The 20,083-nt window shown below is 59.8% G+C and carries 18 protein-coding genes; 7 read left to right on the forward strand and 11 right to left on the reverse strand.

The genetic code is table 11. The features are described from left to right. Positions 1-432 precede the first annotated feature (432 nt). From RYA97_RS24390 to pobA, 10 genes are all read right to left on the reverse strand, one after another. On the reverse strand, positions 433-1,203 hold the full coding sequence (locus RYA97_RS24390; protein ID WP_005780375.1) for a DeoR/GlpR family DNA-binding transcription regulator: 771 nt from the start codon (positions 1,201-1,203) through the stop codon (positions 433-435). A gap of 39 nt (positions 1,204-1,242) precedes the next feature. Continuing rightward, positions 1,243-1,929 (reverse strand): SDR family NAD(P)-dependent oxidoreductase, encoded by a 687-nt coding sequence (locus RYA97_RS24395; protein ID WP_005780377.1) that lies wholly within the window; start codon positions 1,927-1,929, stop codon positions 1,243-1,245. Positions 1,930-1,983: 54 nt separating this feature from the next. Continuing rightward, positions 1,984-3,108 (reverse strand): sialidase family protein, encoded by a 1,125-nt coding sequence (locus RYA97_RS24400; RefSeq protein ID WP_117139649.1) that lies wholly within the window; start codon positions 3,106-3,108, stop codon positions 1,984-1,986. Beyond that, positions 3,095-4,510 carry a sodium:solute symporter family protein gene (locus RYA97_RS24405; RefSeq protein ID WP_005744538.1) on the reverse strand — a complete coding sequence of 472 codons (1,416 nt, stop codon included), beginning with the start codon at positions 4,508-4,510 and terminating at the stop codon, positions 3,095-3,097. Before RYA97_RS24405 ends, RYA97_RS24400 begins: the two co-directional genes overlap by 14 nt. Positions 4,511-4,588: 78 nt before the next feature. Next, positions 4,589-5,623, reverse strand: a complete 1,035-nt coding sequence (gene pdxA, locus RYA97_RS24410; RefSeq protein WP_016981601.1) for a 4-hydroxythreonine-4-phosphate dehydrogenase PdxA — start codon at positions 5,621-5,623, stop codon at positions 4,589-4,591. Next, entirely contained in the window at positions 5,616-6,875 is a 1,260-nt protein-coding gene (locus tag RYA97_RS24415) for a four-carbon acid sugar kinase family protein (RefSeq protein ID WP_117139648.1), read from the reverse strand. The genes pdxA and RYA97_RS24415 overlap by 8 nt, the downstream gene beginning before the upstream one ends. Next, positions 6,872-8,041, reverse strand: a complete 1,170-nt coding sequence (locus tag RYA97_RS24420; protein WP_005744541.1) for an iron-containing alcohol dehydrogenase — start codon at positions 8,039-8,041, stop codon at positions 6,872-6,874. Before RYA97_RS24420 ends, RYA97_RS24415 begins: the two co-directional genes overlap by 4 nt. Before the next feature lie 10 nt (positions 8,042-8,051). Continuing rightward, positions 8,052-8,930, reverse strand: coding sequence for a 4-hydroxy-tetrahydrodipicolinate synthase (gene dapA / locus RYA97_RS24425; RefSeq protein ID WP_316893242.1), 879 nt, complete (start codon positions 8,928-8,930; stop codon positions 8,052-8,054). Positions 8,931-9,100: 170 nt separating this feature from the next. Further along, positions 9,101-10,426 carry an MFS transporter gene (locus RYA97_RS24430; protein ID WP_316893244.1) on the reverse strand — a complete coding sequence of 442 codons (1,326 nt, stop codon included), beginning with the start codon at positions 10,424-10,426 and terminating at the stop codon, positions 9,101-9,103. A 296-nt stretch (positions 10,427-10,722) separates the two neighbouring features. Further along, complete coding sequence (pobA, locus tag RYA97_RS24435; RefSeq protein WP_005744544.1) at positions 10,723-11,907, reverse strand: 4-hydroxybenzoate 3-monooxygenase; 1,185 nt, start codon at positions 11,905-11,907, stop codon at positions 10,723-10,725. A gap of 152 nt (positions 11,908-12,059) precedes the next feature. On the opposite strand from pobA, the gene RYA97_RS24440 reads away from it, so the two are divergent. Next, positions 12,060-12,929 (forward strand): helix-turn-helix domain-containing protein, encoded by an 870-nt coding sequence (locus RYA97_RS24440; RefSeq protein ID WP_005744545.1) that lies wholly within the window; start codon positions 12,060-12,062, stop codon positions 12,927-12,929. Between the two features lie 51 nt (positions 12,930-12,980). Here RYA97_RS24440 and ppnN read toward each other — a convergent pair whose 3' ends face one another. Continuing rightward, positions 12,981-14,354, reverse strand: a complete 1,374-nt coding sequence (gene ppnN / locus RYA97_RS24445; RefSeq protein WP_002554339.1) for a nucleotide 5'-monophosphate nucleosidase PpnN — start codon at positions 14,352-14,354, stop codon at positions 12,981-12,983. Positions 14,355-14,805: 451 nt separating this feature from the next. Between ppnN and RYA97_RS24450 the strand changes: the two genes are divergently transcribed. The 6 genes from RYA97_RS24450 to vioB all read left to right on the forward strand — a co-directional run bounded on the left by RYA97_RS24450 (position 14,806) and on the right by vioB (position 20,078). After that, complete coding sequence (locus RYA97_RS24450; RefSeq protein WP_005731537.1) at positions 14,806-15,480, forward strand: TIGR04211 family SH3 domain-containing protein; 675 nt, start codon at positions 14,806-14,808, stop codon at positions 15,478-15,480. 367 nt (positions 15,481-15,847) lie between these two features. Then, positions 15,848-17,449, forward strand: a complete 1,602-nt coding sequence (locus RYA97_RS24455; protein ID WP_016981590.1) for a tetratricopeptide repeat-containing response regulator — start codon at positions 15,848-15,850, stop codon at positions 17,447-17,449. Further along, complete coding sequence (locus RYA97_RS24460; RefSeq protein ID WP_005759355.1) at positions 17,446-18,141, forward strand: sensor histidine kinase; 696 nt, start codon at positions 17,446-17,448, stop codon at positions 18,139-18,141. The genes RYA97_RS24455 and RYA97_RS24460 overlap by 4 nt, the downstream gene beginning before the upstream one ends. Positions 18,142-18,416: 275 nt before the next feature. After that, positions 18,417-18,626, forward strand: coding sequence for a hypothetical protein (locus RYA97_RS24465; protein WP_005780394.1), 210 nt, complete (start codon positions 18,417-18,419; stop codon positions 18,624-18,626). 52 nt (positions 18,627-18,678) lie between these two features. Continuing rightward, complete coding sequence (locus RYA97_RS24470; RefSeq protein ID WP_011169104.1) at positions 18,679-19,440, forward strand: SDR family NAD(P)-dependent oxidoreductase; 762 nt, start codon at positions 18,679-18,681, stop codon at positions 19,438-19,440. Continuing rightward, positions 19,437-20,078 (forward strand): dTDP-4-amino-4,6-dideoxy-D-glucose acetyltransferase VioB, encoded by a 642-nt coding sequence (vioB, locus tag RYA97_RS24475; protein WP_002554333.1) that lies wholly within the window; start codon positions 19,437-19,439, stop codon positions 20,076-20,078. Before RYA97_RS24470 ends, vioB begins: the two co-directional genes overlap by 4 nt. Positions 20,079-20,083 lie beyond the last annotated feature (5 nt).

Consider the following 20,083-nt stretch of genomic DNA (forward strand, 5'->3'; position numbering starts at 1 on the left):
GGGAGCGATCCAGTGCGTAGCGCACCGGCACGATGGCGACGTTCGGTCCTCTGAAAGGACAAAGGCTGGTGGCCGTCGCCGGAGTCTTGGGGAACAGTGCGGCGCGTCGTTGCTGGTGCGTGCCGTGCTTATCGGTCATGTGGGAAATTCTCAGCGCAGAAACGGGCAATTTCGCCCGCTGTATGCAGAAGTACATTCCAAGATGTGTGCCGACAATTTTTTTATCTATTTAAAACAAATAGATAGCGTTTAAAAGTTTAAAAAAAGCTCAATGGCCAGGCAAAAAACGCGAAATAGTGCGCAGGCTTTTGCGCATGTATGCGCAAGCTCGTTTAGGTGCTGGAGGGCTTTGTGTATGGGGCGTGACCAGTTTCAGCGTTCATGTGATGCGCAAGAATTTGCACATCACTGTTTTATGCTATGAGCGTGAAGTCAGCCGGGCATGGCAATTTCCACCTGAATGCTTTTGCGCGCCTTGAAAGGGGTGAGCAGTGACTCGTCATCCACCGGGTTGGTGATCAGCGTCCAGGGCTGGCGCAACGGTGTCCAGTGCTGCTGACGCGCGCGGCCCAGCTTGGTAACGTCGGCCAGTACGAAAACCTGTGCAGCCCGCGCCAGCATGTTTTCCTTGAGGTACGCCTGCTCGGCGCTGGCCTCGCACAGGCCCAGTTCAGCCACCACACCGTCGGCACTGATGAACAGTTTGTCGGCGCTCAGGTGCTCCAGCGCTGCCTGCGCCGCCACGCCATAAGTCGACATGCTCGATGCCCGCAGTGTGCCGCCCAGCACGGTAATGCGCCCATCGGGTATCAACGCCAGATCGCTGAGTGCCAACAGGTTGTTGGTGATTACATGAAGCCCGCGTCGCTGATTGAGAATGTGCGCCAGCGCGCTGGTGCTGGTGCCGCCTTCAAGAAACAGTGTGTCGTGATCGTTGATATGCGCCAACGCGGCACGGGCGATGTCCATTTTTTCCTGGCTGTGCTGGCGGCTTCGCTCTTCCAGCGAGGTTTCCGGTTCGCGCTGGCCGACATGCGCCGCGCCGCCATAGGTGCGCAGGATCAAGCCGTCTTCGGCCAGGGCTGTGAGGTCGCGGCGTACAGTGGCTTCCGAGACGCCGAGTTGGGTGCACAGCTCGTCCACGTTGGATTTGCCGGAAAGAACCAGTTCGAGTATCGCTTGACGACGGTTGGCGACTTTCATTACAGCCCTTGTGTTAAAGCCTGGAAACGGGATGCAACCTTACAACGACGCACCGCCGCACACCACCAGGCTTTGCCCGGTAATTGCACCCGCGTCGGGGCCAAGCAGAAACGCCGCCAGACCGGCGATTTCATCCGGTTGCACAAAACGGCCGATGGGCGGTTTTCGCGGTGGCGTGCCACTGCGTCCGGGGGCCTGCAACATGGGCGTTTCGGTGGCACCGGGGGCGATCAGGTTGACGGTGATGCCGCGTGGCGCCAGTTCGATGGCCCAGGAACGAACCATGCCTTGCAGCGCCGCTTTGCTGGCAGCGTACTGACTGCGCCCGGCCGCACCCTGCATGGTCCGGCTGCCGATCATCAGAATCCGCGAACCGGCGCGCAGCCGTGGGTACAGCGCGTTGACCATGTGACTGGCAGCGGCGACATGCAGATGCCACATGGCCTGGCCATCGGCATCGTTCAGCTCGCCCAACGGCGCGGTGCGCATGAAGCCTGCCGCATGGATCAGCGCATCGATGTGCGGCGTCTGTTGCAGCGCCTTGTCCAGCGCGGCGAAGTCATTGAGGTCGCACTCGCGCCAGGTGAAGTTCGGGTGTTGCAGGTCCGGCGCACGACGGCTCAGACCGGTGACCTGCAGGCCCTGTTCCAGCAGGCGCGTGACAATGGCTTTGCCGATGCCGGAGCTGGCACCGGTGACGAGTACGGACTGAATCGGTTCGGGCATGACATGGGTTCCGCAAAGGCGTCGATCAGCAACAGGCCAATCGACGCGGGTGGGTCAGCGGATCGCGTTCAGCGGCAGGTGGACATGCTTGATCTTCTGCCGGAAGTAGGTGAACGCGACGTGCAGGCTGCCATCGGCGGCCTGAATGATGCTGGGGTAGGAGAACTCGCGATTGAGCTTTTCCTGCGAGTTGTTGGTCAGGCAGAAGCCGTCACCCAGCTCCAGGTCCAGCCGGGTCGGCCAGCTGTGCCCGCCGTCGCGGGAGATCGCCAGGCTCATCGGTGCGCGGGGGATGCCCCACACCGCTGCCTTGCCGTCCTGACGTGCGCCCGGTGTGACGCGGTCGTCGCCCTCATCCTCGATTTCGTCGTACAGCGAGGCCCGGCGCTGGGCGTGGCCTTCGGCACTGACCGGGTTGTAGACCAGGGCCAGTTCGTCGGTCGCCAGCTTCACGAACTGGATCGACGAGTTGTTGTTAGGCAGTTCGGTCGGCGTCGGGGCGCTCCAGGAGCGGCCACGGTCGGTTGAGCGGCTGCTGTAGATGAAGTCCGCCCAGCGGCTGCGGAACAGGCCGAGCAGGCTGCCATCCGGCAATTGATGAACATTCATGTGCACGCTGCCAGTGCTGTCCGGCACATCGTGGCGCGTCCAGCTGTGGCCTTGATCGGTGGAGATCATCACCGCGCTGACATCATGGTTGCCGACCCACTTTTCGCCGGGCCCGGTGATGCAGTACCAGACCGGTAGCAACCAGTCGCCGTTATCCAGCACCACTGGCGGCTGGCGCACAAAGGTGCCGGGCTCGTCGAACAGGGTATCAATCGGCCCCCAGCTTTGGCCGTTATCCAGTGACAGACGACGGCGGATGATGGCGGTCTCCTGATTGCCGGAAATCTGTGCTGACCAGATCAGCCACAACGGGCCACCGGGTGCCTGGAACAGAATCGGGTTCTGTTCCGAGCGGGACGAATCTTCGGACATTTTCTGCGGCTCGCTCCAGACGCCGGTGGCCGGGTCGCGGCGCGACAGCAGCACGAAGATGTCGGCCATGCCCTCCTGAGTACCGGCGAACCAGGTACACAGCAGCGTGCCGTCGGCCAGCTCGTGCAGGTTCGCGGCATGGTTCTGCGCGTAAGGCGTTGGCAGGAATGCGTCCTGGCGGGTATCAGCGGTTGGCATGAGGAACCTCGGTTTGAGCAGGTTTGGACGACGCGGACTGCGGCAGCAGGCGCTCGATGGCAATGACGATAGCCGGTGTCACCAGCGCGATATACATGTTGTCGATGCCGTAGGGGTTGTCCAGCAGATACCAGACGCTGGTGGTGATGGCTGAAGCGATCAACCCCAGGGTAGCGCCTCGGCCCGAACCGAAGAACGGCAGGTAGATCGCGATCATGGCGACCACGGCAATCGAAAGGCGCAGGGCACGGGTAAAGAACGACAGGTTAAGGATCTCGGGCACGAAGAATACGAAGAACAGCGGCACGAAACCGATCACCAGTGCAATCAGGCGCGTGGTCTTGAACTCCTGATCCACCGACGGTTTGCGCCACGGTACGTAGAAGTCACGGACCACCAGCGAGGCGATGGCCAGTGCCACGGTGCTGACGCTGACGAAAATCGAGGCAACCAGCGAGATGGTCACGACGCCAGCCAATACCGGGCTCATCGATTGCAGGAAGATCGGCAGGGCGTACAGGCTGCTCATTTCCGGGTGCAGGTATTTGGAGGCGACACCGATGAAGCCCAGCGCCAGGGCAATCGGGATGCACAGCAGCGAGGCGTAGAAGGTCGAGCGGCGTGCCGCGTTCTGATTCTGGGTCGAGGAGATGGCCTGAATGATGAACTGCGTGGAGAAAATCGCGCCGACCGTGCCGATGATCCAGGCCATGATTTTCGAGCCGCCGATGGCCCCGTCCCACGTGAAGTAATGCTCGGGCATGTTCTGCACCACGGGGCTGAAGCCACCGGTCATTTTCAACGCCACGCCCAGTACGATCAATACACCGATGTATTTCACCCCGGTGTGCAGGATGCTCATGTAGGCCACGCTTTTCAGACCGCCAAACACGTAGTACAGCGTGCTGATGATCGCCGTGATGAACGCCGCGGTGGTCAGGTTGATCTTCAGGACCGTGGCAATGGCTGCCGCGCCGCTGACGTAGTTGCCGACGTTCACCAGCAACAGCGCGTAGATCATGATGATCGAGACCGCGAGCTTGGTGGAGGTGCCGTACTTTTTGGCGATGAAGCCGGAAATGGTGAACTCGCCGGAGCTATACAGTTTGCGCGCCATCAACAGGCCGAACAGCGGGAAGCCGATGGCCGCGGCGATCACCGACCAGGAGGCGGCAAAACCACTCTCGAATGCGGCCTGTGCCGTACCGACCGTCGACTTTGCACCGATGAACTCGGACATCATCAGCACGCCGACGACGAAGGCGGGCATGGTGCGCGAGGCGACCATGTATTGCTCGCTGGTCTTGCTGCGCAGGCGCATGCTCATCCAGGTGGTTATGACGATATAGACGACCACCATGCCGATGATGATCGAGGTGTCTTGCGCGTTGAAGGTATCCATCAGTCTCGCTCCATTGTTGTTGTTCTGGCGCGTTATGGGGTGCCGCTCGGATAGGCCGCTGCTGTCAGTGCAGCGGCCTCAGACGGCGATGGAATTGCGGGTGTCGCGTTTACGGGTTGCCAATTCCACGGCCTGACGCATGGCTTCGATCAGGCTGCGTTCGTCGGCAATGCCTTTGCCGGCAATATCGAAGGCGGTGCCGTGGTCCACCGAGGTACGAATCACTGGCAGGCCGATGGTTACGTTGACGCCGGCTTCCAGGCCCATGACCTTGACCGGGCCGTGGCCCTGGTCGTGGTACATCGCAACCACTGCATCGAAGTCGCCACGTCCGGCGCGGAAAAACAGCGTGTCGGCGGGCAGCGGGCCTTCCACACGCCAGCCGCGGGCGTGCAGTTCATCGATTGCGGGCTGAATCTTGGTGGCTTCCTCGCCATAACCGAACAGGCCGTTTTCCCCGGCATGCGGGTTGATGCCGCACACCGCGATCAACGGATTTTCGATACCGGCGCGGATCAGGGTTTCCCGGGCGCGTTCTATGGTGCGCTTGACCAGCCCTGGCTCGATCCGCGCAATGGCGTCGATGATGCCGATGTGCGTCGTGACGTGAATGACGCGCAAGGTCGGGGTCATCAACATCATCGAGACTTCTTCGATGCCCAGCAGGTGCGCGAGCATTTCGGTGTGGCCGGGGAAGATATGCCCGCCTGCGTGCAGCGCTTCCTTGTTCAGGGGGGCGGTGCATATGGCGTCCAGCTCTCCGGCCTGAGTCAGCTGCACGGTGCGCTCGATGTAGCGGAACGCTGCATTGCCGGCCACCGCCGACAGTTTGCCGTAGGGCAGGTCAGCGGGTATCAGGTCCAGATCGATGCAGTCCACGGTGCCCTGGATGAAACGGGCTTCTGCAGGGCTGGCGATGCTGTTGACGCGCAACTGGCTGCCGACGATGCGGTTGGCGTCTTCCAGGCGTTGGGCATCGCCGATCACCAGCGGACGGCAGGTGGCGTACACCGAGGCGTGGGTGAGCATTTTCATGATGATTTCCGGTCCCACCCCGGCGGCGTCGCCCATGGTGATACCAATGACGGGACGTTCAGACAGACGCTCAGACATAGGAAGCTTCCTCGTTGAAAGGGGTGCCGGTCGCAGCCGGTGCGTGGAGCATTTGCCAGGCGGTGAGCAAGGTGTCGGGGTTGCCGAACCCCCCGGCTTTGGTCACGACATTGAACGTGTGCTTGCCCAGTCGGGCCTCGGCCAGAACCACGCCGGTGGCCAGTTCGCCAAACAGCGTCAAGCGTTTGATATCCGCTGCAATCAGAATGGCTCTGGCGGTTTCGCCACCGGTGGCTACCACTGAACCGGCATGGGGCAGGGCGGGGGCCAGCCACTGCGCCAGCGCGTTGCTCAACATGGCCGCCTGCGCCGGGTCGCGTTGTTGTTGATCAAGGCGTACCAGCACATCTCGCCCGGTAGCCAGATGCTCTTGGAGTTGCAGGTACGCTGCGGCGCGCTCGGCGTGCGCATCTTCATTGAGTAACATTGCCGGTTGCAGTGTCAGGCACAGTGGCTTGCTGGCCTGTGCGAGCCGGTCGGCCTGGGCCTGGGAATGCCGGGACATGCTGCCCACCACGGTCAGCACCGGTGAACGCGGCTCGACCTTGATCGGCAAGGCTTCGGCCAGCCCAAAGGCGTGCGGCAGATGGCGAGCCAGCCCGGCAGAGCCGACCCAGAACAGTTCGTCATGCCAGGCCACCGATGCCAGGGCCAGTCGCAGCAGGTCACTGTCCAGTTGTGCATCGCAGACCAGCGCCTGTACACCCTGTTCAAGTGCGTTGCGCAATGTGGTTTTGAGCCGTGAAGGATCACGCAGGGTGTCCAGGCCGAGCCACTGGGTACGCAGGCCCTGCGCGACAAACAGATCCAGCAGGTTGCCGGTGCCGTGCAGGTTCTCGTTGCGCCAGACATCGCTCTGATCGACCGGCACACCGTCAATCAATTGCACACCCTGAACGGTCGTGCGTTTCATGGCCGGGAACGCCGGAGCGACCAGCGCCATGCCGCGCAGGCCTTGCAAGGCATCGACCTCACTGGCGACGTTGCCGCGCAGTGTGGAGTCGATTTTCTTGTACAGCGCCATCCCGGTTCGGGACTGCTGTTGCAGGGCTGCGCGGTTCTGATCGGCGGCCTGTTGCGGGTCAAGGCGACGTGAGTCGGCATCAATGGCGATCACCCCCGACAAGTCTTTGGCATTGCCGGTCAGGACCACGTGAGTGTCGATCCGTGAAGCAAAGTCCGCTGCGCAATCGGCTGCCCCCGACAGGTCGTCAGCAATGATCAGCAGGCCCGGAAATTCGGCGCGGCTCATGGCAGCAGGCACCGATACAGTTGCTGGATATCATCCAGGCTGAGGGCTTTGGGGTTATTGGCCATCAGGCGTGTGACCTTGGAAGCCGCTACCGCCATGTCCGCCAGATGCTCTTCGGCAACCCCGAATTCACGCAGGTTCTGTGGGATGTTCAGCACCTGGGTCCATTGGCGAATCTGTTCGATCAGCTTGTGAGCAGCGGTCTCGTTACTGTCGTCCTGCTGCGCCACGCCGCAGACCAGTGCCGCGCGCTTGAGGCGTTCGGCGCAGCTGTCCAGGTTGAAAGCCATCACGTGGGGCAACAGCATGGCGTTGGCCACGCCGTGGGTGACGTGAAACTTGCCACCCAGCGGGTAAGCCAGTGCATGCACCGCTGCGGTTCCGGCGGCGGTCAGCGCCAGGCCCCCATACATCGAGCCCAGCAGCATGTCGCCACGTGCGCGAACCGATTCCGGTTGTTGCCAGGCTTCGACAATGCTGCCTGCGATCAGGCGCATCGATTCCAGCGCAAACGCATCGCTGATCGGGTTGGCCTTGGTGGAGATGAAGGACTCCAGCGAGTGGGTGAAGGCATCCATGCCGGTCGCGGCGGTGATCGGGCGCGGCAGGCTGAGGGTCAGCAGCGGGTCGAGAATGACCAGCGTCGGCAGCAGATGACGGCTGACGACGCCTATCTTCAGTTCTTCATCGGGCAGAGTGACGATGGCATTGGGTGTCACTTCCGACCCCGTACCGGACGTGGTCGGGACCAGCACCATAGGCTTGCCGGGGTGAGTCACCTTGTCGATGCCCAGCAGGTCTCTGAGCGGTGTGTCGTTGGTCAGCATGACGGCGAACAGCTTGGCGGCATCCAGCACGCTGCCCCCGCCAATCGCGATCAGGGCGTCCGGGGCGTGCGGCGCGACATCTTCGCGGAATACCCGCTCGATATTTTCCAGCGTCGGTTCTATTTCGACGTTATCAAGCATGTGCACACGGATATTCTGCGCACTGAGTTGTTCGGTGACGCGCTGGGTAACCCCCAGGTTATGCATGGCGTTCTGGGTAACCAGAATCACGCTTTTTACAGGTACATCGAGCAGCGGCAGTTTTTCGCTCAGCAGGTCGAGGCTGCCGGGACCGTGGAGCACATGTTTCACAGTCTGGAAGTGGTAGGTAGCAGACATCGCGATTACCTCAGGCTTGGCGGTAGACGGCCAGCAGGTTCTGGAGTTTTTCCAGTGCGGCGGCATCGAGCGGCTGCACGGGCGCACGGCATGGGCCGACCGGGACATTGAGCAGTTGCGTTGCGGTTTTCAGCACCACCGGCATGGTGCCCAGCGCGAAGGCATCGCGCAGCGGGCGCAGGGCTTCCTGCGCGGCACGGGCCGCTTCGTGGTTGCCTGACTGGAAGTTGTTCCAGATCGACATGACCACCTCCGGCACGGCGTTGGCGGTTGCGGCAATAGCGCCGTCACCGCCAGCCAGCAGGTTCCAGTAGATCAGCGAGTCGGTTCCGGCGAACACCGCAAAGTCGTCGCTGCGGTACTGCATCATCTGCACCAGTGCGTCGAAATTGCCGGCGCTGTCCTTGATGCCCTTGATCTGCGGATGCTGGCTGAGGGTTGCCACGGCACCGATGCCGATCGACATGCCGGTCTTGGCCGGGATGTTGTACATCATCAGCGGCAGCTCGGAAGCGTCGGCGACGGCGGTGTAGTGCTTGATCAGCTCGGACTGGCTGATGGCGTTGAAGTACGGCGTGATGATCGACAGGGCATCTGCGCCCACATCAATCATCTTTTTGTTCATTTCAATCACTTCATGCGTAGCGAACGCGCCGGTACCGACCACAACCGGCACACGTCCTGCCGCGGCTTCGACAGTGATTCGAGCGATTTTGAGTTTTTCCGATTCGGAAAGGGTAAAGAATTCGCCATTGGTGCCCAGTACGAAAAGCCCGTGAACGCCTGCATTCAGGAGGTTTTCGATCAGATTACGCAGGGCCTGCTCGTCGAGTTGCTGATCAGCAGTGAAGGGTGTGACCAGAGCTGGAATGATGCCGCGAAATTGCATGGCCAGGTTCTCGTTTTATTTTTAGTAAAACGATAATGATTGAATCAATCATTTCTGGCAAGCGTTTTGATCGTTTTTTTCATGTTTTGGTAGGGTTTCTGCCTGAAAGTGACAGGTTCAATCAAAAAGCCAGGCACATGGCCTGGCTCAAGAGAACGGTGTAGTTAAGTTCAGGCGGTCGCCGCAACCTTGCCTGTCGATTGACGACTGACTCGCAAGGCCACCAGGCTGCCGACGATGGTCAGCGCGGCCAGCGAGTACAGCGCCAGAGTGGTCGAGCCGGTCTGGTCCTTGATCCAGCCCACCAGATACGGGCTGAGGAAACCTGCCATCTGGCCGATCGAGTTGATCAGCGCCAGCCCGCCCGCTGCAACGCTGGCGCTGAGCAGTGCGGTTGGCAAGGGCCAGAACATTGGCAGGCTGGTGAGGGCACCCATGGTCGCGATGGTCAGGCCGAGAATGGCGATGATGGGCACTGTCGCGAAGTTGGCGGCGATGATCAGGCCCGTGGCGCCCATCAGCATCGGCACCACCAAATGCCAACGACGCTCATTGCGCAGGTCGGCGGAGCGGCCGACCAGCAGCATGAACACGCCTGCCATCAGGTAAGGCACGGCGCTGATCCAGCCGATCACCAAGGCATCGCTGAAACCGAGATTCTTGATGATTGACGGCAGCCAGAAGTTGATTGCGTAGACGCCGCTCTGAATGCAGAAATAGATAAAGCCCAGAATCCATATGAACGGCATGCTCAGTACCGAAGCCACCGAGCTTTTACCCTGCACCGGACGGCTCAGTTCATCGTTGGTGATATCGGTCTTGACCCGCTGACGCTGTTCGGGCGTCAGCCAGCGTGCGTCCTCGACCTTGTCACACAGCAGAACGAACGCCAGCACACCGAGCGCCACGGTCGGCAGGCCTTGAATCAGGAACATCCACTGCCAGCCCGCCATGCCGCCCTGACCCGCGGCGAAGTGGTTGAGGATCCAGCCGGAAAACGGACCGCCCAACAGCCCGGAGACCGGAATGGCCGACATGAACAGTGCCATGATCCGCCCACGCCTCTGGTTTGGGTACCAGCGCGAGAGGTACAGCACAATGCCGGGGAAGAAACCGGCTTCTGCCATGCCGGTCAGAAAGCGCAGTACGTAGAACTCGACCGGCGTGGTGACGAACAGCAGGCAGGTCGAGAAGATGCCCCAGGTAATCATCATCAGGCCGATCCAGCGGCGCGGCCCGAAGCGGTTCAGCGCCAGATTGCTGGGCAAGCCGCACAGCACGTAGCCAATGAAGAAGATACCGGCACCGAGGCCATAGACAGTCTCGCTGAAACTCAGGGCGTCGAGCATCTGCAGCTTGGCGAAGCCGACATTCACGCGGTCCAGGTAATTGAACAGGTAGCAGATGAAGATAAACGGGATAAGGCGCAGGGTGATACGACGGTAGACATGATTGCGGTCAGCGTCGCCCGCCTCGTGGGTCGAGGTAGCGGTCATGGCGTGTGTTCCTCTGTGCTTGTTGTTTTTATGCAGCTATGGAGCTGTCAGGTGCACTGCCGATCATAGGGTGGTGCCCATGAAAACGCTTTGGGGTTTTGCACGGCTGTGGAGGGCGTGCGTTGTGTGATTGCACAACGCAGGGCTCTGCGCAGGCCTGCATCAGGTGGCTGCGCATCCTCTTGGCGAAACTGCTCAAGACCGGACGCAGAGCTCACTACCGCTATCGTGCGACGCTCGGCGTCGGCATGCTTTTCAGGACGCTCTGCGTCCTCATACGCAATAGGTGAAATACGCTACTCAATCGCCTCATACGGCAAACCCACATAATTTTCTGCAATGGTCCTGCGCCCGGCTTGCGAGCCGACGTAGTAGTCCAGTTCGGTTTGCTGGATGCGCTGGCTGAACGCATCGGTATCGGGGAAGTTGTGCAGCACCGAGGTCATCCACCAGGAAAAACGCTCGGCCTTCCACACGCGGCGCAGGCAGATTTGCGAATACTTTTCCAGCAGGTCGGTGCGGCCCTCGCGGTAAACCTTGAGCAGAATCCGGTACAGCGTGCTGACATCGCTGGCCGCCAGGTTCAGTCCCTTGGCGCCGGTAGGCGGGACAATGTGCGCAGCATCGCCGAGCAGGAACAGACGGCCATACTGCATGGGCTCCACCACGAAGCTGCGCAGCGGCGCGATGCTTTTCTCGATGGACGGACCGGTCACCAGGCGGTCTGCCAGATGCTCGGGCAGACGGGCTTTGAGTTCGGTCCAGAAGCGATCATCCGACCAGTCTTCGACCTTCTCTTCGGCACTGACCTGCACGTAATAGCGGGTACGGATGGCCGAGCGCATGCTGCACAGGGCAAAGCCACGCGGGTGATTGGCGTAGACCAACTCCTCATTGACCGGCGGCGTGTCGGCCAGCACGCCGAGCCAGCCAAACGGGTAAACGCGCTCGAAGATTTTCAGCGTTTCAGAAGGAATCGATTGCCGCGATACACCATGGAAACCGTCGCAGCCGGCAATGTAGTCGCAGTCCAGGCGCACGGTTTCGCCGTCTTTCACGAACGTCACATAGGGACTGTCGGTTTTTGGATCGTGGATGTTCACGTCAGACGCGTCATAGACAGTCATCGCACCTGCTGCTGCGCGCGCGGCCATCAAGTCGCGGGTGACTTCAGTCTGGCCGTAAACCATCACGGTTCTGCCACCGGTCAGGGTTTTCAGGTCGATGCGCTCACAGCGCCCGTCGAAGGCCAGCTCGAAACCGTCATGAATCAAGCCCTCGGCGTCCATTCGTTCGCTGACGCCTGCTTCACGCAACAGGTCGGTCATGCCTTGCTCAAGCACGCCGGCGCGGATGCGCGAGAGGATGTAATCGGGGTCCTTGCGCTCGACAATCACGTTGTCGATGCCGGCACGCTGCAGCAGTTGGCCAAGCAGCAGCCCTGAAGGGCCTGAACCGATAATGGCAACCTGGGTTTTCATGGCGATGGTCCTGTTTTTGATCCCTGCCAAGTGTCATCAGCGGGATATGATTGTTTTTGTCTCCTGCATTTTTAATGGATGCCATCGAGATAAGAAGGCAATATTCGACGCATTATCTGGACTTTTCGAGGGTCAGGACGGGAGAAGAACACATGGCCAGACCTGCCACTGCAACGATACCGGTGTTCAAGCTTTACGGGGAAACCGCGGCCTGGCCGACCCCGGACCTGATCCATTGCGAGTCGATCCCCGAGCGCAGCAAGATGCACGAATGGGAGATCAAGCCGCATCGCCATGGAGATCTGGTGCAGTTGCTGTATGTGCAGTCCGGCAGGGCGATGCTCAAGGTCGAGGATGTGGTCACCGAGGTCGAGACACCTTCGCTGCAGGTGGTTCCGGCGTTAAGCGTGCACACCTTCAGGTTTGCCGAAGATATTCAGGGGCACATTCTCAGTCTGGCCAAACCCTTGGTGGAGCAGCTTGAGACGGCACTCGACAGCTCGGCAATGCGCACGGCACGGTGTTACGAGCTAGCGGCGGACAGCCATTACGTTGATACGCTGTTCAGCGCCATCGCCCGCGAGTACCGGCAGCCCAGGGCTGGTCGCGATCTGATGCTGCATTCATTGATCAACGTGCTGGTGGTCTGGCTCAGTCGGCGCAGCAGCGAGCATGCTGGCGAAGAAATTCACGCCATGGACCGCGGCCGTGAGCATTTGCAGGTGTTCATGCATCAGTTGGAGGCGAGTTTTCGCGAGCACTGGTCCATTCACCAGCATGCGCAGGCCATGGGCATCAGCGCCGCGCATTTGAATTCGCTGTGTCGGCGCCTGTGCAACCAGTCGGCTTTGCAGATCATCAGCCAGCGGCTGTTGCTGGAGGCCAGGCGCAACCTGATCTACACCACCATGACCATCAATCAGGTGTCCGACAGCCTCGGGTTTTCCGAACCCGCTTATTTTTCGCGCTTCTTCAAACGCGCCACCGGGCAGTCGCCCAAAGCGTTTCGTCAGCAGAAATAGAAACGGGGCGCTAAAGAGCGCCCCGTTTGTCTGCCGATTATTGCCGTGGGATCAGGCCACGACCTGATAGCACGGCACGTAGGCCGCGCCACCGGGCAACTTCATCCGGTGCTGATCGACAAACGCCTGCAGCAGCTTGTCCAGCGGCCCCATGATCGAAGGATCGCCTTGAATCTGATAAGGACCGTGCTCCTCGATCAGGCGAATGCCCTTGTCCTTGACGTTGCCCGCGACAATCCCGGAAAACGCCCGGCGCAGGTTGGCGGCCAGCTCGTGAGTGGGCACGTCGTGGTTCAGTTGCAGCTTCGACATGTTCTCGTGAGTCGGATCGAAAGGGTGCTGGAAGCTTTCTTCGATCTTCAGCAGCCAGTTGAAGTGAAACGCGTCATTACGCTCGCGGCGGAACTGCTTCACTTCTTTCAGGCCCTGAGTCATCTGCCGGGCGACGTCTGCCGGGTTGTCGATGATGATCTGGTAATGACGCTGCGCTTCTTCACCCAGCGTGGCACCGACGAACGCGTGCAGCTGTTGCAGGTACGGCTCGGTATTTTTCGGACCGGTCAGGATTACCGGGAACGGTACGTCCTTGTTGTCCGGGTGCATCAGAATGCCAAGCAGATAGAGGAACTCTTCAGCCGTGCCGGCGCCACCGGGGAAGATGATGATGCCGTGGCCAACGCGCACGAAGGCTTCGAGACGTTTTTCGATGTCCGGCAGGATCACCAGCTCGTTGACGATCGGGTTGGGTGCTTCGGCCGCAATGATGCCCGGCTCGGTCAGGCCCAGATAGCGACCGCCGACAATGCGTTGCTTGGCGTGGGCAATAGTCGCGCCCTTCATCGGGCCTTTCATTACGCCAGGGCCGCAGCCGGTGCAGATATCCAGGCTGCGCAGGCCCAGTTCATGGCCGACTTTCTTGGTGTATTTGTATTCTTCAGTGTTGATCGAGTGACCACCCCAGCACACCACCATCTTCGGCTCTACGCCAGCGCGCAGCGTGCGGGCATTGCGCAGCAGGTGGAACACGTAATCGGTGATGCCCTGAGAATTGCTCAGGTCGATGCGCTGGCTGTCCAGTTCGCTTTCGGTGTAAACGATGTCACGCAGGGCGCTGAACAGCATCTCGCGGGTGCTGGCGATCATTTCACCATCGACAAACGCATCGGCCGGAGCGTTGAGCAGCTCCAGGCGCACACCGCGATCCTGCTGATGAATTCGTACTTCAAAGCTTTCGTACGCCTCAAGAATGGTCTTGGCGTTATCGACGTGGGCGCCAGTATTGAGAATGGCCAGGGCGCACTGGCGAAACAGGGTGTAGGTGCTGCCTGAACCGGCCGCGCTGAGTTGTTGCACTTCACGCTGGGACAGGGTTTCAAGGCTGCCTTTCGGGCTTACGGTGGCGTTAATCACTTGTCTTGGGATCATTCTATTTTCCATTAGAGCGATGCAGTCGAGCATCAGGATGGTGAACATTGAGAACATTCACCCCTGTGGAGCCTTTTCTACAGCACTTGGCCGGGAAAGCAAACGCCGGACCGCAGACGTCCCCTGTTTGAGCCTTTGTGCGCCATCGTAGGATTGAATCGGCAAGCGAATTCTTTTGAAAGCAGGCACTTGCCCGGCATGACCGTGCGGCTGAATTTTGACGCGTACAACGGGCAATAGTGAACCTGACCCCGTTAACGGAGTCTGTTAGCTGATGGACTTTCTGGACGGCCTGCACGAAAGGGATCATCAGGTGCTTTTAAGCGCGCCTGATAGGCAGACATTCCGTCCGGGCAGGAGTTGCAAAACCTTTGATCGCCTGCCGCTCCCATCCTTAGCCGGCCCGTTAAACGAGGCTTTATTTTCATTTCAGATAAAGATAATTATCGCCATGTCTCGTCATTTCTCCGCACTTCTTTCCCGAGCCCCTGGCCTGTTCGCTGTTTCGCGTCGCTTGCTCGGCGCAGGCCTGTTTGGCGCTGCATTGACCGTTGTCGTTCCTGGCAACGCGCAGGCCGCAGGCAGCGATCGCTGGGTCAGCGACAGCCTCACCACCTACGTACGCAGCGGACCAACCGATGATCATCGGATTGTGGGGACGCTGAAATCCGGGCAGAAGGTCGAGCTGCTCAGCTCTTCGGGCAAGTTCAGCCAGGTGCGCGGCGAAGGCGGTTCCACGGTGTGGATCCCCAGCACTGACCTGCAGGAGGTGCCTGGTCAGGCCGAGCGTGTGCCGCAACTGACCCAGCAGGTCACCGAGCTGACCGATCAACTGGCAGGCATCGACAATACTTGGAAGACCCGTGTGCAAGGTATGCAAGAGACTCTTGATGCGCGCAAGAAACTGGTCGACGAACTGGAAGCCCGCACCAAGACCCTTAACGATCAACTGGCTGATTCTCAGGCCGAATTGCGTGCCACTCAGGCGCGGCTCGGCGACGAGAACAAGCAGGTGATGATGCGCTACATGGTCTATGGCGGCAGCATTGCCGGTGCAGGCCTGCTGGTGGGCCTGATCCTTCCGGCGTTGACCAAGGGTCGCAAGAAGAACGATGGCTGGGTGTAAACCTGCCCGAAACACCTGTTCATGCTGGCGCCGCGCGCTGGCATGAACGAAAGGTGATGAGCCTCCGCTAAAACTCCCTTCCTGCTCCTGCAATTACGATCCAGCACGCAAAATGTCTGCATGCCTGCCGCCCGGACAATGCGCGAAGTTGATGTTCGTTCTACAGTTTCTGCCCGTATGGTCGAAAAACTGAGTGTTGCCCTGAACCGCGTGGCTTGTTGCGGAGAGGGCGGCAACGGCGAACTGTGTTATGGCATGTTGCCATCAGTTATTATGTGCGTCCTGAAAAATGGGCTGCCGAGTCGGGTCTGAGTGGTTTTCAGGCCGTGGGTCTCATATTTTCACCCTCTCCTGTGCAGGAATCCGGATGCTGGCGTACAACCAAAAAAGCTTTCTTATCGTTGATGACTTCTCTGACTTTCGCAGTTCAGTGCGGTCGATGCTGCGTGAACTGGGCGTCAAGGAAGTGGATACCGCCGACACCGGCGAGCAGGCGCTGCGCATGTGCTCGCAAAAGCGTTATGACTTCGTATTGCACGACTTCAATCTGGGTGATGGCCGCAAGAATGGCCAGCAGGTGCTGGAAGACTTGATGGTCGAGCGGCTGCTGAGTTACGAAAGCGTATTCATTATGGTCACTGCCGAAAACAGTCAGGCGATGGTCATGAGTGCGCTTGAGTGGGAGCCGGACGGTTACCTGACCAAGCCGTTCAACCGTGCCGGGCTGGCCCAGCGCCTGGAAAAGCTGGTGCAGCGCAAGACCTTGCTCAAGCCGATTCTGCAGGCCCTCGACCGGCGCAAACCGGCCGAGGTACTGGCCGCGTGCAACAAGCTGATCGAGCAGGACCCGCGTTATGCGCCGTTGTGCTTGCGCTACAAGGCGGATGCCTTGCGTGATTTGAAGCAGAACGAGCCACTGGAAGCTTTTCTCAAGACCATTCTGGCTGATCGTGCCACGCCGTGGGCCTACGGCGCGTTGGGCAGTCTGCTGCTGAAACGCGGCAAGACTGCCGAAGCGCAGGCCGTCTATGAACAGGCAATCAAGGCGTTTCCGGCCATGCCGGCGCTATTCGACGGCCTGGCTGATGTGCTGGTGGCGCTTGGCGATGCCAAGCGGGCGCAGACGGTTCTGGAAAGCGCTGTGCGCCTGTCGCCTCTGGCAGTCCGTCGACAGAAGCTGCTGGGCAAGCTGGCGCTGGGCAACGAGGATTTTGAAAGTGCCTCCAAAGCTTATCGCCAGGCGGTTTCCCAAGGACAGCATTCGCGCTTCAAGGACCCGGAAACCAACCTGGGTCTGGCACATGCTCTGATCAGCAAGGGCGGCGAGCAGGGGCTGGATGCGCGCACGCGTGTCGAGATCAACAACGCCCTTGTCGACGTTGCCAAGGAACATACCGACGACGAAGGTCTGCAAGTGCGCACCCGCCTGATGAAGGCTGCCAGCCTGCAGCACTCGGACCCGGAAACCGCAGCCAAGCTCACCGAACAGGCGATGACCAGGCTCGATGGCATGGAGCAGGTGCTCAGTGCCGATGCCGCCCTGATGGTGGCTGCGCAGCTCAAGAAGCTGGGGCAGGAAGAAGCGGGCGCCAGTGTTTTGAAGAGCTGTGCTGAAGCCTATGGCGATGATCCGGCGGTGATGAAAAGCGTCGCCAACATGACCGACGATCCCGCGATTCTGGGCGCCAGCAAGGCTGCAATCGATTTCAACCTGCAAGGCGTGCGCAGTTACAAGGCCGGCAACCTCACCGAGGCGCAGGCGTTTTTCCGCAGCGCGCTGGGCTTGCAGCCGAAGAACATCAGTATTGTGCTGAACATGGTGCAGTCGCTGCTTCATCCGGGGCAGAACCTCGGGCAGGCCGGCATTGACGAATGCCGTGCCAGCCTGAAGGTGCTGGGCAAGATTCCGGAAAGCGATCCGCGTTATGAGCGTTACCAGAAACTCAGGGAGAGGGCGTTTGGCGCATGAGTGAAGAGACAGAGCAGGGCCTCGACTTTTCCATGGTGATCGCCTCCACCGTGCACGACATGAAAAACTCGCTGGCGACCCTGACACAGGCGCACAGCGAGTGGCTGGCGAAGCTTTCCGGTCAGCAGCGTGACATGCCGGAACAGGGCGTCATCGACTATGAGTTCGCCAATCTCAACGGCATGCTCGTGCAACTGCTGGGCCTATACAAACTCGGTGTCAATCAACTGCCGTTGCGTCCGGATTACCACGAACTGGACGATTTCATCGAAGCGCAGCTGGCGCACCATCAGGACGTGCTGGCCAGCCGCGGTATCGCCGCGCGCTATGAAATCGATGACATGAGCCCCTTGGGCTTTTTTGACCGTGAACTGGTGGGCTCGGTGGTCGGCAATATCATCGTCAATGCCATCGGCTTTGCCCGCGAGCAGATCGTGATCAGCATCGGTGAAGAAGGCGGTCAGTTGAAGATCACCCTCAATGACGATGGTCCCGGTTACCCGGCGTATCTGATCGAGCGTCAAACCGAATACGTGCAGGGCATCAATCAGGGCAGTGGCAGTACCGGCCTGGGCTTGTACTTTGCTGCGCACATTGCCCGGCTGCATGTGCGCAACGGCATGCGCGGGCGAATCGAAATCGCCAACGGCGGCGTGCTGGGCGGGGCAATGTTCAGCATTTATCTGCCCTGAAACCCGAACTGCAATTGCTGCGAAATATGAGACAGCCGCGCACCAGCATTATATTGACGCGGTGCCGCGCACTTGCGTTATCCCGTTGTCGATAAGCCTGTCATGTTTTTGACTTTCGTGTCCTCAATGCCTGCCTTTTGCCCCTGTCCAGCCCGGTAACAGGGGCTTCCCCGTGTGCTCAATGGCTTGGTTCGATTATTGCTAACGTCCTGTCAGGCGCAGGCTTTGGTCGGCGCGCGTTTTAATCCAATAGCAGGCTGTCCGGGAGCATCGATATGGAAGACAAAGTACTTAAGCTGATCGAAGAAGCGATGGAAGCAGGCGAAGGCACCTTGAGCAAAGAACAAAGTCTGGATTGGGACTCCATTGCGGTCCTGACCTTCATGTCGCTTGCGAATGAACGGCTGGATAAGAACCTGTCGGCCAACCGTCTCAACGCTTGCAAGAGTGTGGATGACGTCATCGGTCTCGTTACAGAGTCATAAGCGATCAGGGGTTTTCCAGGCGGTGCCGGTCAGCCCTGAAGAGGAACGTTGGGTGGTGAGTAATCCGTTTTCATTAAGCGGCAAATTGATCATGGTCACAGGTGCCTCTTCCGGCATCGGCAGCCAGGTTGCGATATGGCTGAGCCAGCAGGGCGCCCGGGTGGTACTGGTTGCCAGGAACACCGAACGGCTTGAAGCAACAAGGCGCCAGCTTCACGGTGAGAGTCACGGGGTCGAGCCTTTTGACTTGCTTGACGGGCACGCAGTCCCGGCCTGGATGAAAACCCTGGCCAGCACCTACGGGCCTTTCGACGGGCTGGTGCATGCTGCCGGTGTACAGATGCCGCTGCCGATTCGAGCCTTGGCAATCGAGCAATGGGAAACGGTATTTGCCACCAACGTGACCTCTGGCTTTTCGCTGATAAAGTCATTCAGGCAGAAAGGCGTCTTCGTTCAAGGGGCTAGTATTGTTCTGCTTTCATCGGTGATGGCTCAGGCCGCCCAGCCTTCCCTGATGGCCTACTGCGCCAGTAAAGGCGCAGTGGAATCGATGGTCCGCGCTGCGGCACTTGAACTGGCCAGAGACGGAATAAGGGTCAATGCCATTGCGCCGGGCATAGTGCGAACCGAAATGACCCGCAAGCTTGAAGATCTGGTCGGTATCGATTCCATGGCCGTGGTTGAGCAGAAGCACCCGCTGGGGTTTGGTGAGCCGCTGGACATAGCCTATGCGGTCAATTACCTGTTGTCTCCGGCGGCTCGCTGGGTGACCGGAACAGCGATGGTTGTGGATGGAGGATACCTGGCGCAATGAATGCCAATAGATTGCTCATCGTAGGTGCCGGCGCTTTCGGCCGTGAAGTGCACGCTTGGCTGACGGATTGGGTGGAGAACAATCCGGGATGGCTCATCGCCGGATTCATCAATGACGGCCCGGGCTCGACCGAGCGCTTCGACCATTATCCGCCTGTCGTTTCGACGGTGGACGGCTACCAGCCAAAGCCCGAAGAGTATCTGGTCTGCGCGATTGGCGACCCGAGCGGCAAGCGCCTGGTCGTGGAAAAACTCCTTGCCAGGGGCGCGCAATTTTTCACCCTCATTCACCCCTCGGTCATCATTGGCGAAAATGTTTCCATTGGCCAGGGTGCGGTGATCTGTCCTTCAACGGTGCTCACGGTCGATCTTCGCATCGGCGCATTTGTAACCCTCAATATTGGCTGTCTGGTGGGGCATGACGCAGACATCGGCGACTTCTCCACCTTGAGCGGGCATTGCGATATCACTGGCGGTGTCGTGCTGGAGGAGGGTGTTTTCATGGGGACGCATGCCAGCGTCCTGCCAAAGGTAAGGATCGGCAAACAGGCTGTGGTCGGAGCGGGTAGCGTTGCAATACGCAATGTCGCCGCTGGCACTACAGTATTCGGTGTACCTGCCACACGCATATCGGGGTAACGCTC

Origin of the sequence: Pseudomonas syringae group sp. 26L6, from assembly GCF_032587815.1 — a bacterium.
Taxonomy (GTDB): domain Bacteria; phylum Pseudomonadota; class Gammaproteobacteria; order Pseudomonadales; family Pseudomonadaceae; genus Aquipseudomonas; species Aquipseudomonas amygdali.

Coding starts and splice junctions, on each gene's coding strand:
- RYA97_RS24390 (WP_005780375.1), bottom strand. CDS start 1,203: ATGAAAGTCGCCAACCGTCGTCAAGCGATACTCGAACTGGTTCTTTCC.
- RYA97_RS24395 (WP_005780377.1), bottom strand. CDS start 1,929: ATGCCCGAACCGATTCAGTCCGTACTCGTCACCGGTGCCAGCTCCGGC.
- RYA97_RS24400 (WP_117139649.1), bottom strand. CDS start 3,108: ATGCCAACCGCTGATACCCGCCAGGACGCATTCCTGCCAACGCCTTAC.
- RYA97_RS24405 (WP_005744538.1), bottom strand. CDS start 4,510: ATGGATACCTTCAACGCGCAAGACACCTCGATCATCATCGGCATGGTG.
- pdxA (WP_016981601.1), bottom strand. CDS start 5,623: ATGTCTGAGCGTCTGTCTGAACGTCCCGTCATTGGTATCACCATGGGC.
- RYA97_RS24415 (WP_117139648.1), bottom strand. CDS start 6,875: ATGAGCCGCGCCGAATTTCCGGGCCTGCTGATCATTGCTGACGACCTG.
- RYA97_RS24420 (WP_005744541.1), bottom strand. CDS start 8,041: ATGTCTGCTACCTACCACTTCCAGACTGTGAAACATGTGCTCCACGGT.
- dapA (WP_316893242.1), bottom strand. CDS start 8,930: ATGCAATTTCGCGGCATCATTCCAGCTCTGGTCACACCCTTCACTGCT.
- RYA97_RS24430 (WP_316893244.1), bottom strand. CDS start 10,426: ATGACCGCTACCTCGACCCACGAGGCGGGCGACGCTGACCGCAATCAT.
- pobA (WP_005744544.1), bottom strand. CDS start 11,907: ATGAAAACCCAGGTTGCCATTATCGGTTCAGGCCCTTCAGGGCTGCTG.
- RYA97_RS24440 (WP_005744545.1), top strand. CDS start 12,060: ATGGCCAGACCTGCCACTGCAACGATACCGGTGTTCAAGCTTTACGGG.
- ppnN (WP_002554339.1), bottom strand. CDS start 14,354: ATGATCCCAAGACAAGTGATTAACGCCACCGTAAGCCCGAAAGGCAGC.
- RYA97_RS24450 (WP_005731537.1), top strand. CDS start 14,806: ATGTCTCGTCATTTCTCCGCACTTCTTTCCCGAGCCCCTGGCCTGTTC.
- RYA97_RS24455 (WP_016981590.1), top strand. CDS start 15,848: ATGCTGGCGTACAACCAAAAAAGCTTTCTTATCGTTGATGACTTCTCT.
- RYA97_RS24460 (WP_005759355.1), top strand. CDS start 17,446: ATGAGTGAAGAGACAGAGCAGGGCCTCGACTTTTCCATGGTGATCGCC.
- RYA97_RS24465 (WP_005780394.1), top strand. CDS start 18,417: ATGGAAGACAAAGTACTTAAGCTGATCGAAGAAGCGATGGAAGCAGGC.
- vioB (WP_002554333.1), top strand. CDS start 19,437: ATGAATGCCAATAGATTGCTCATCGTAGGTGCCGGCGCTTTCGGCCGT.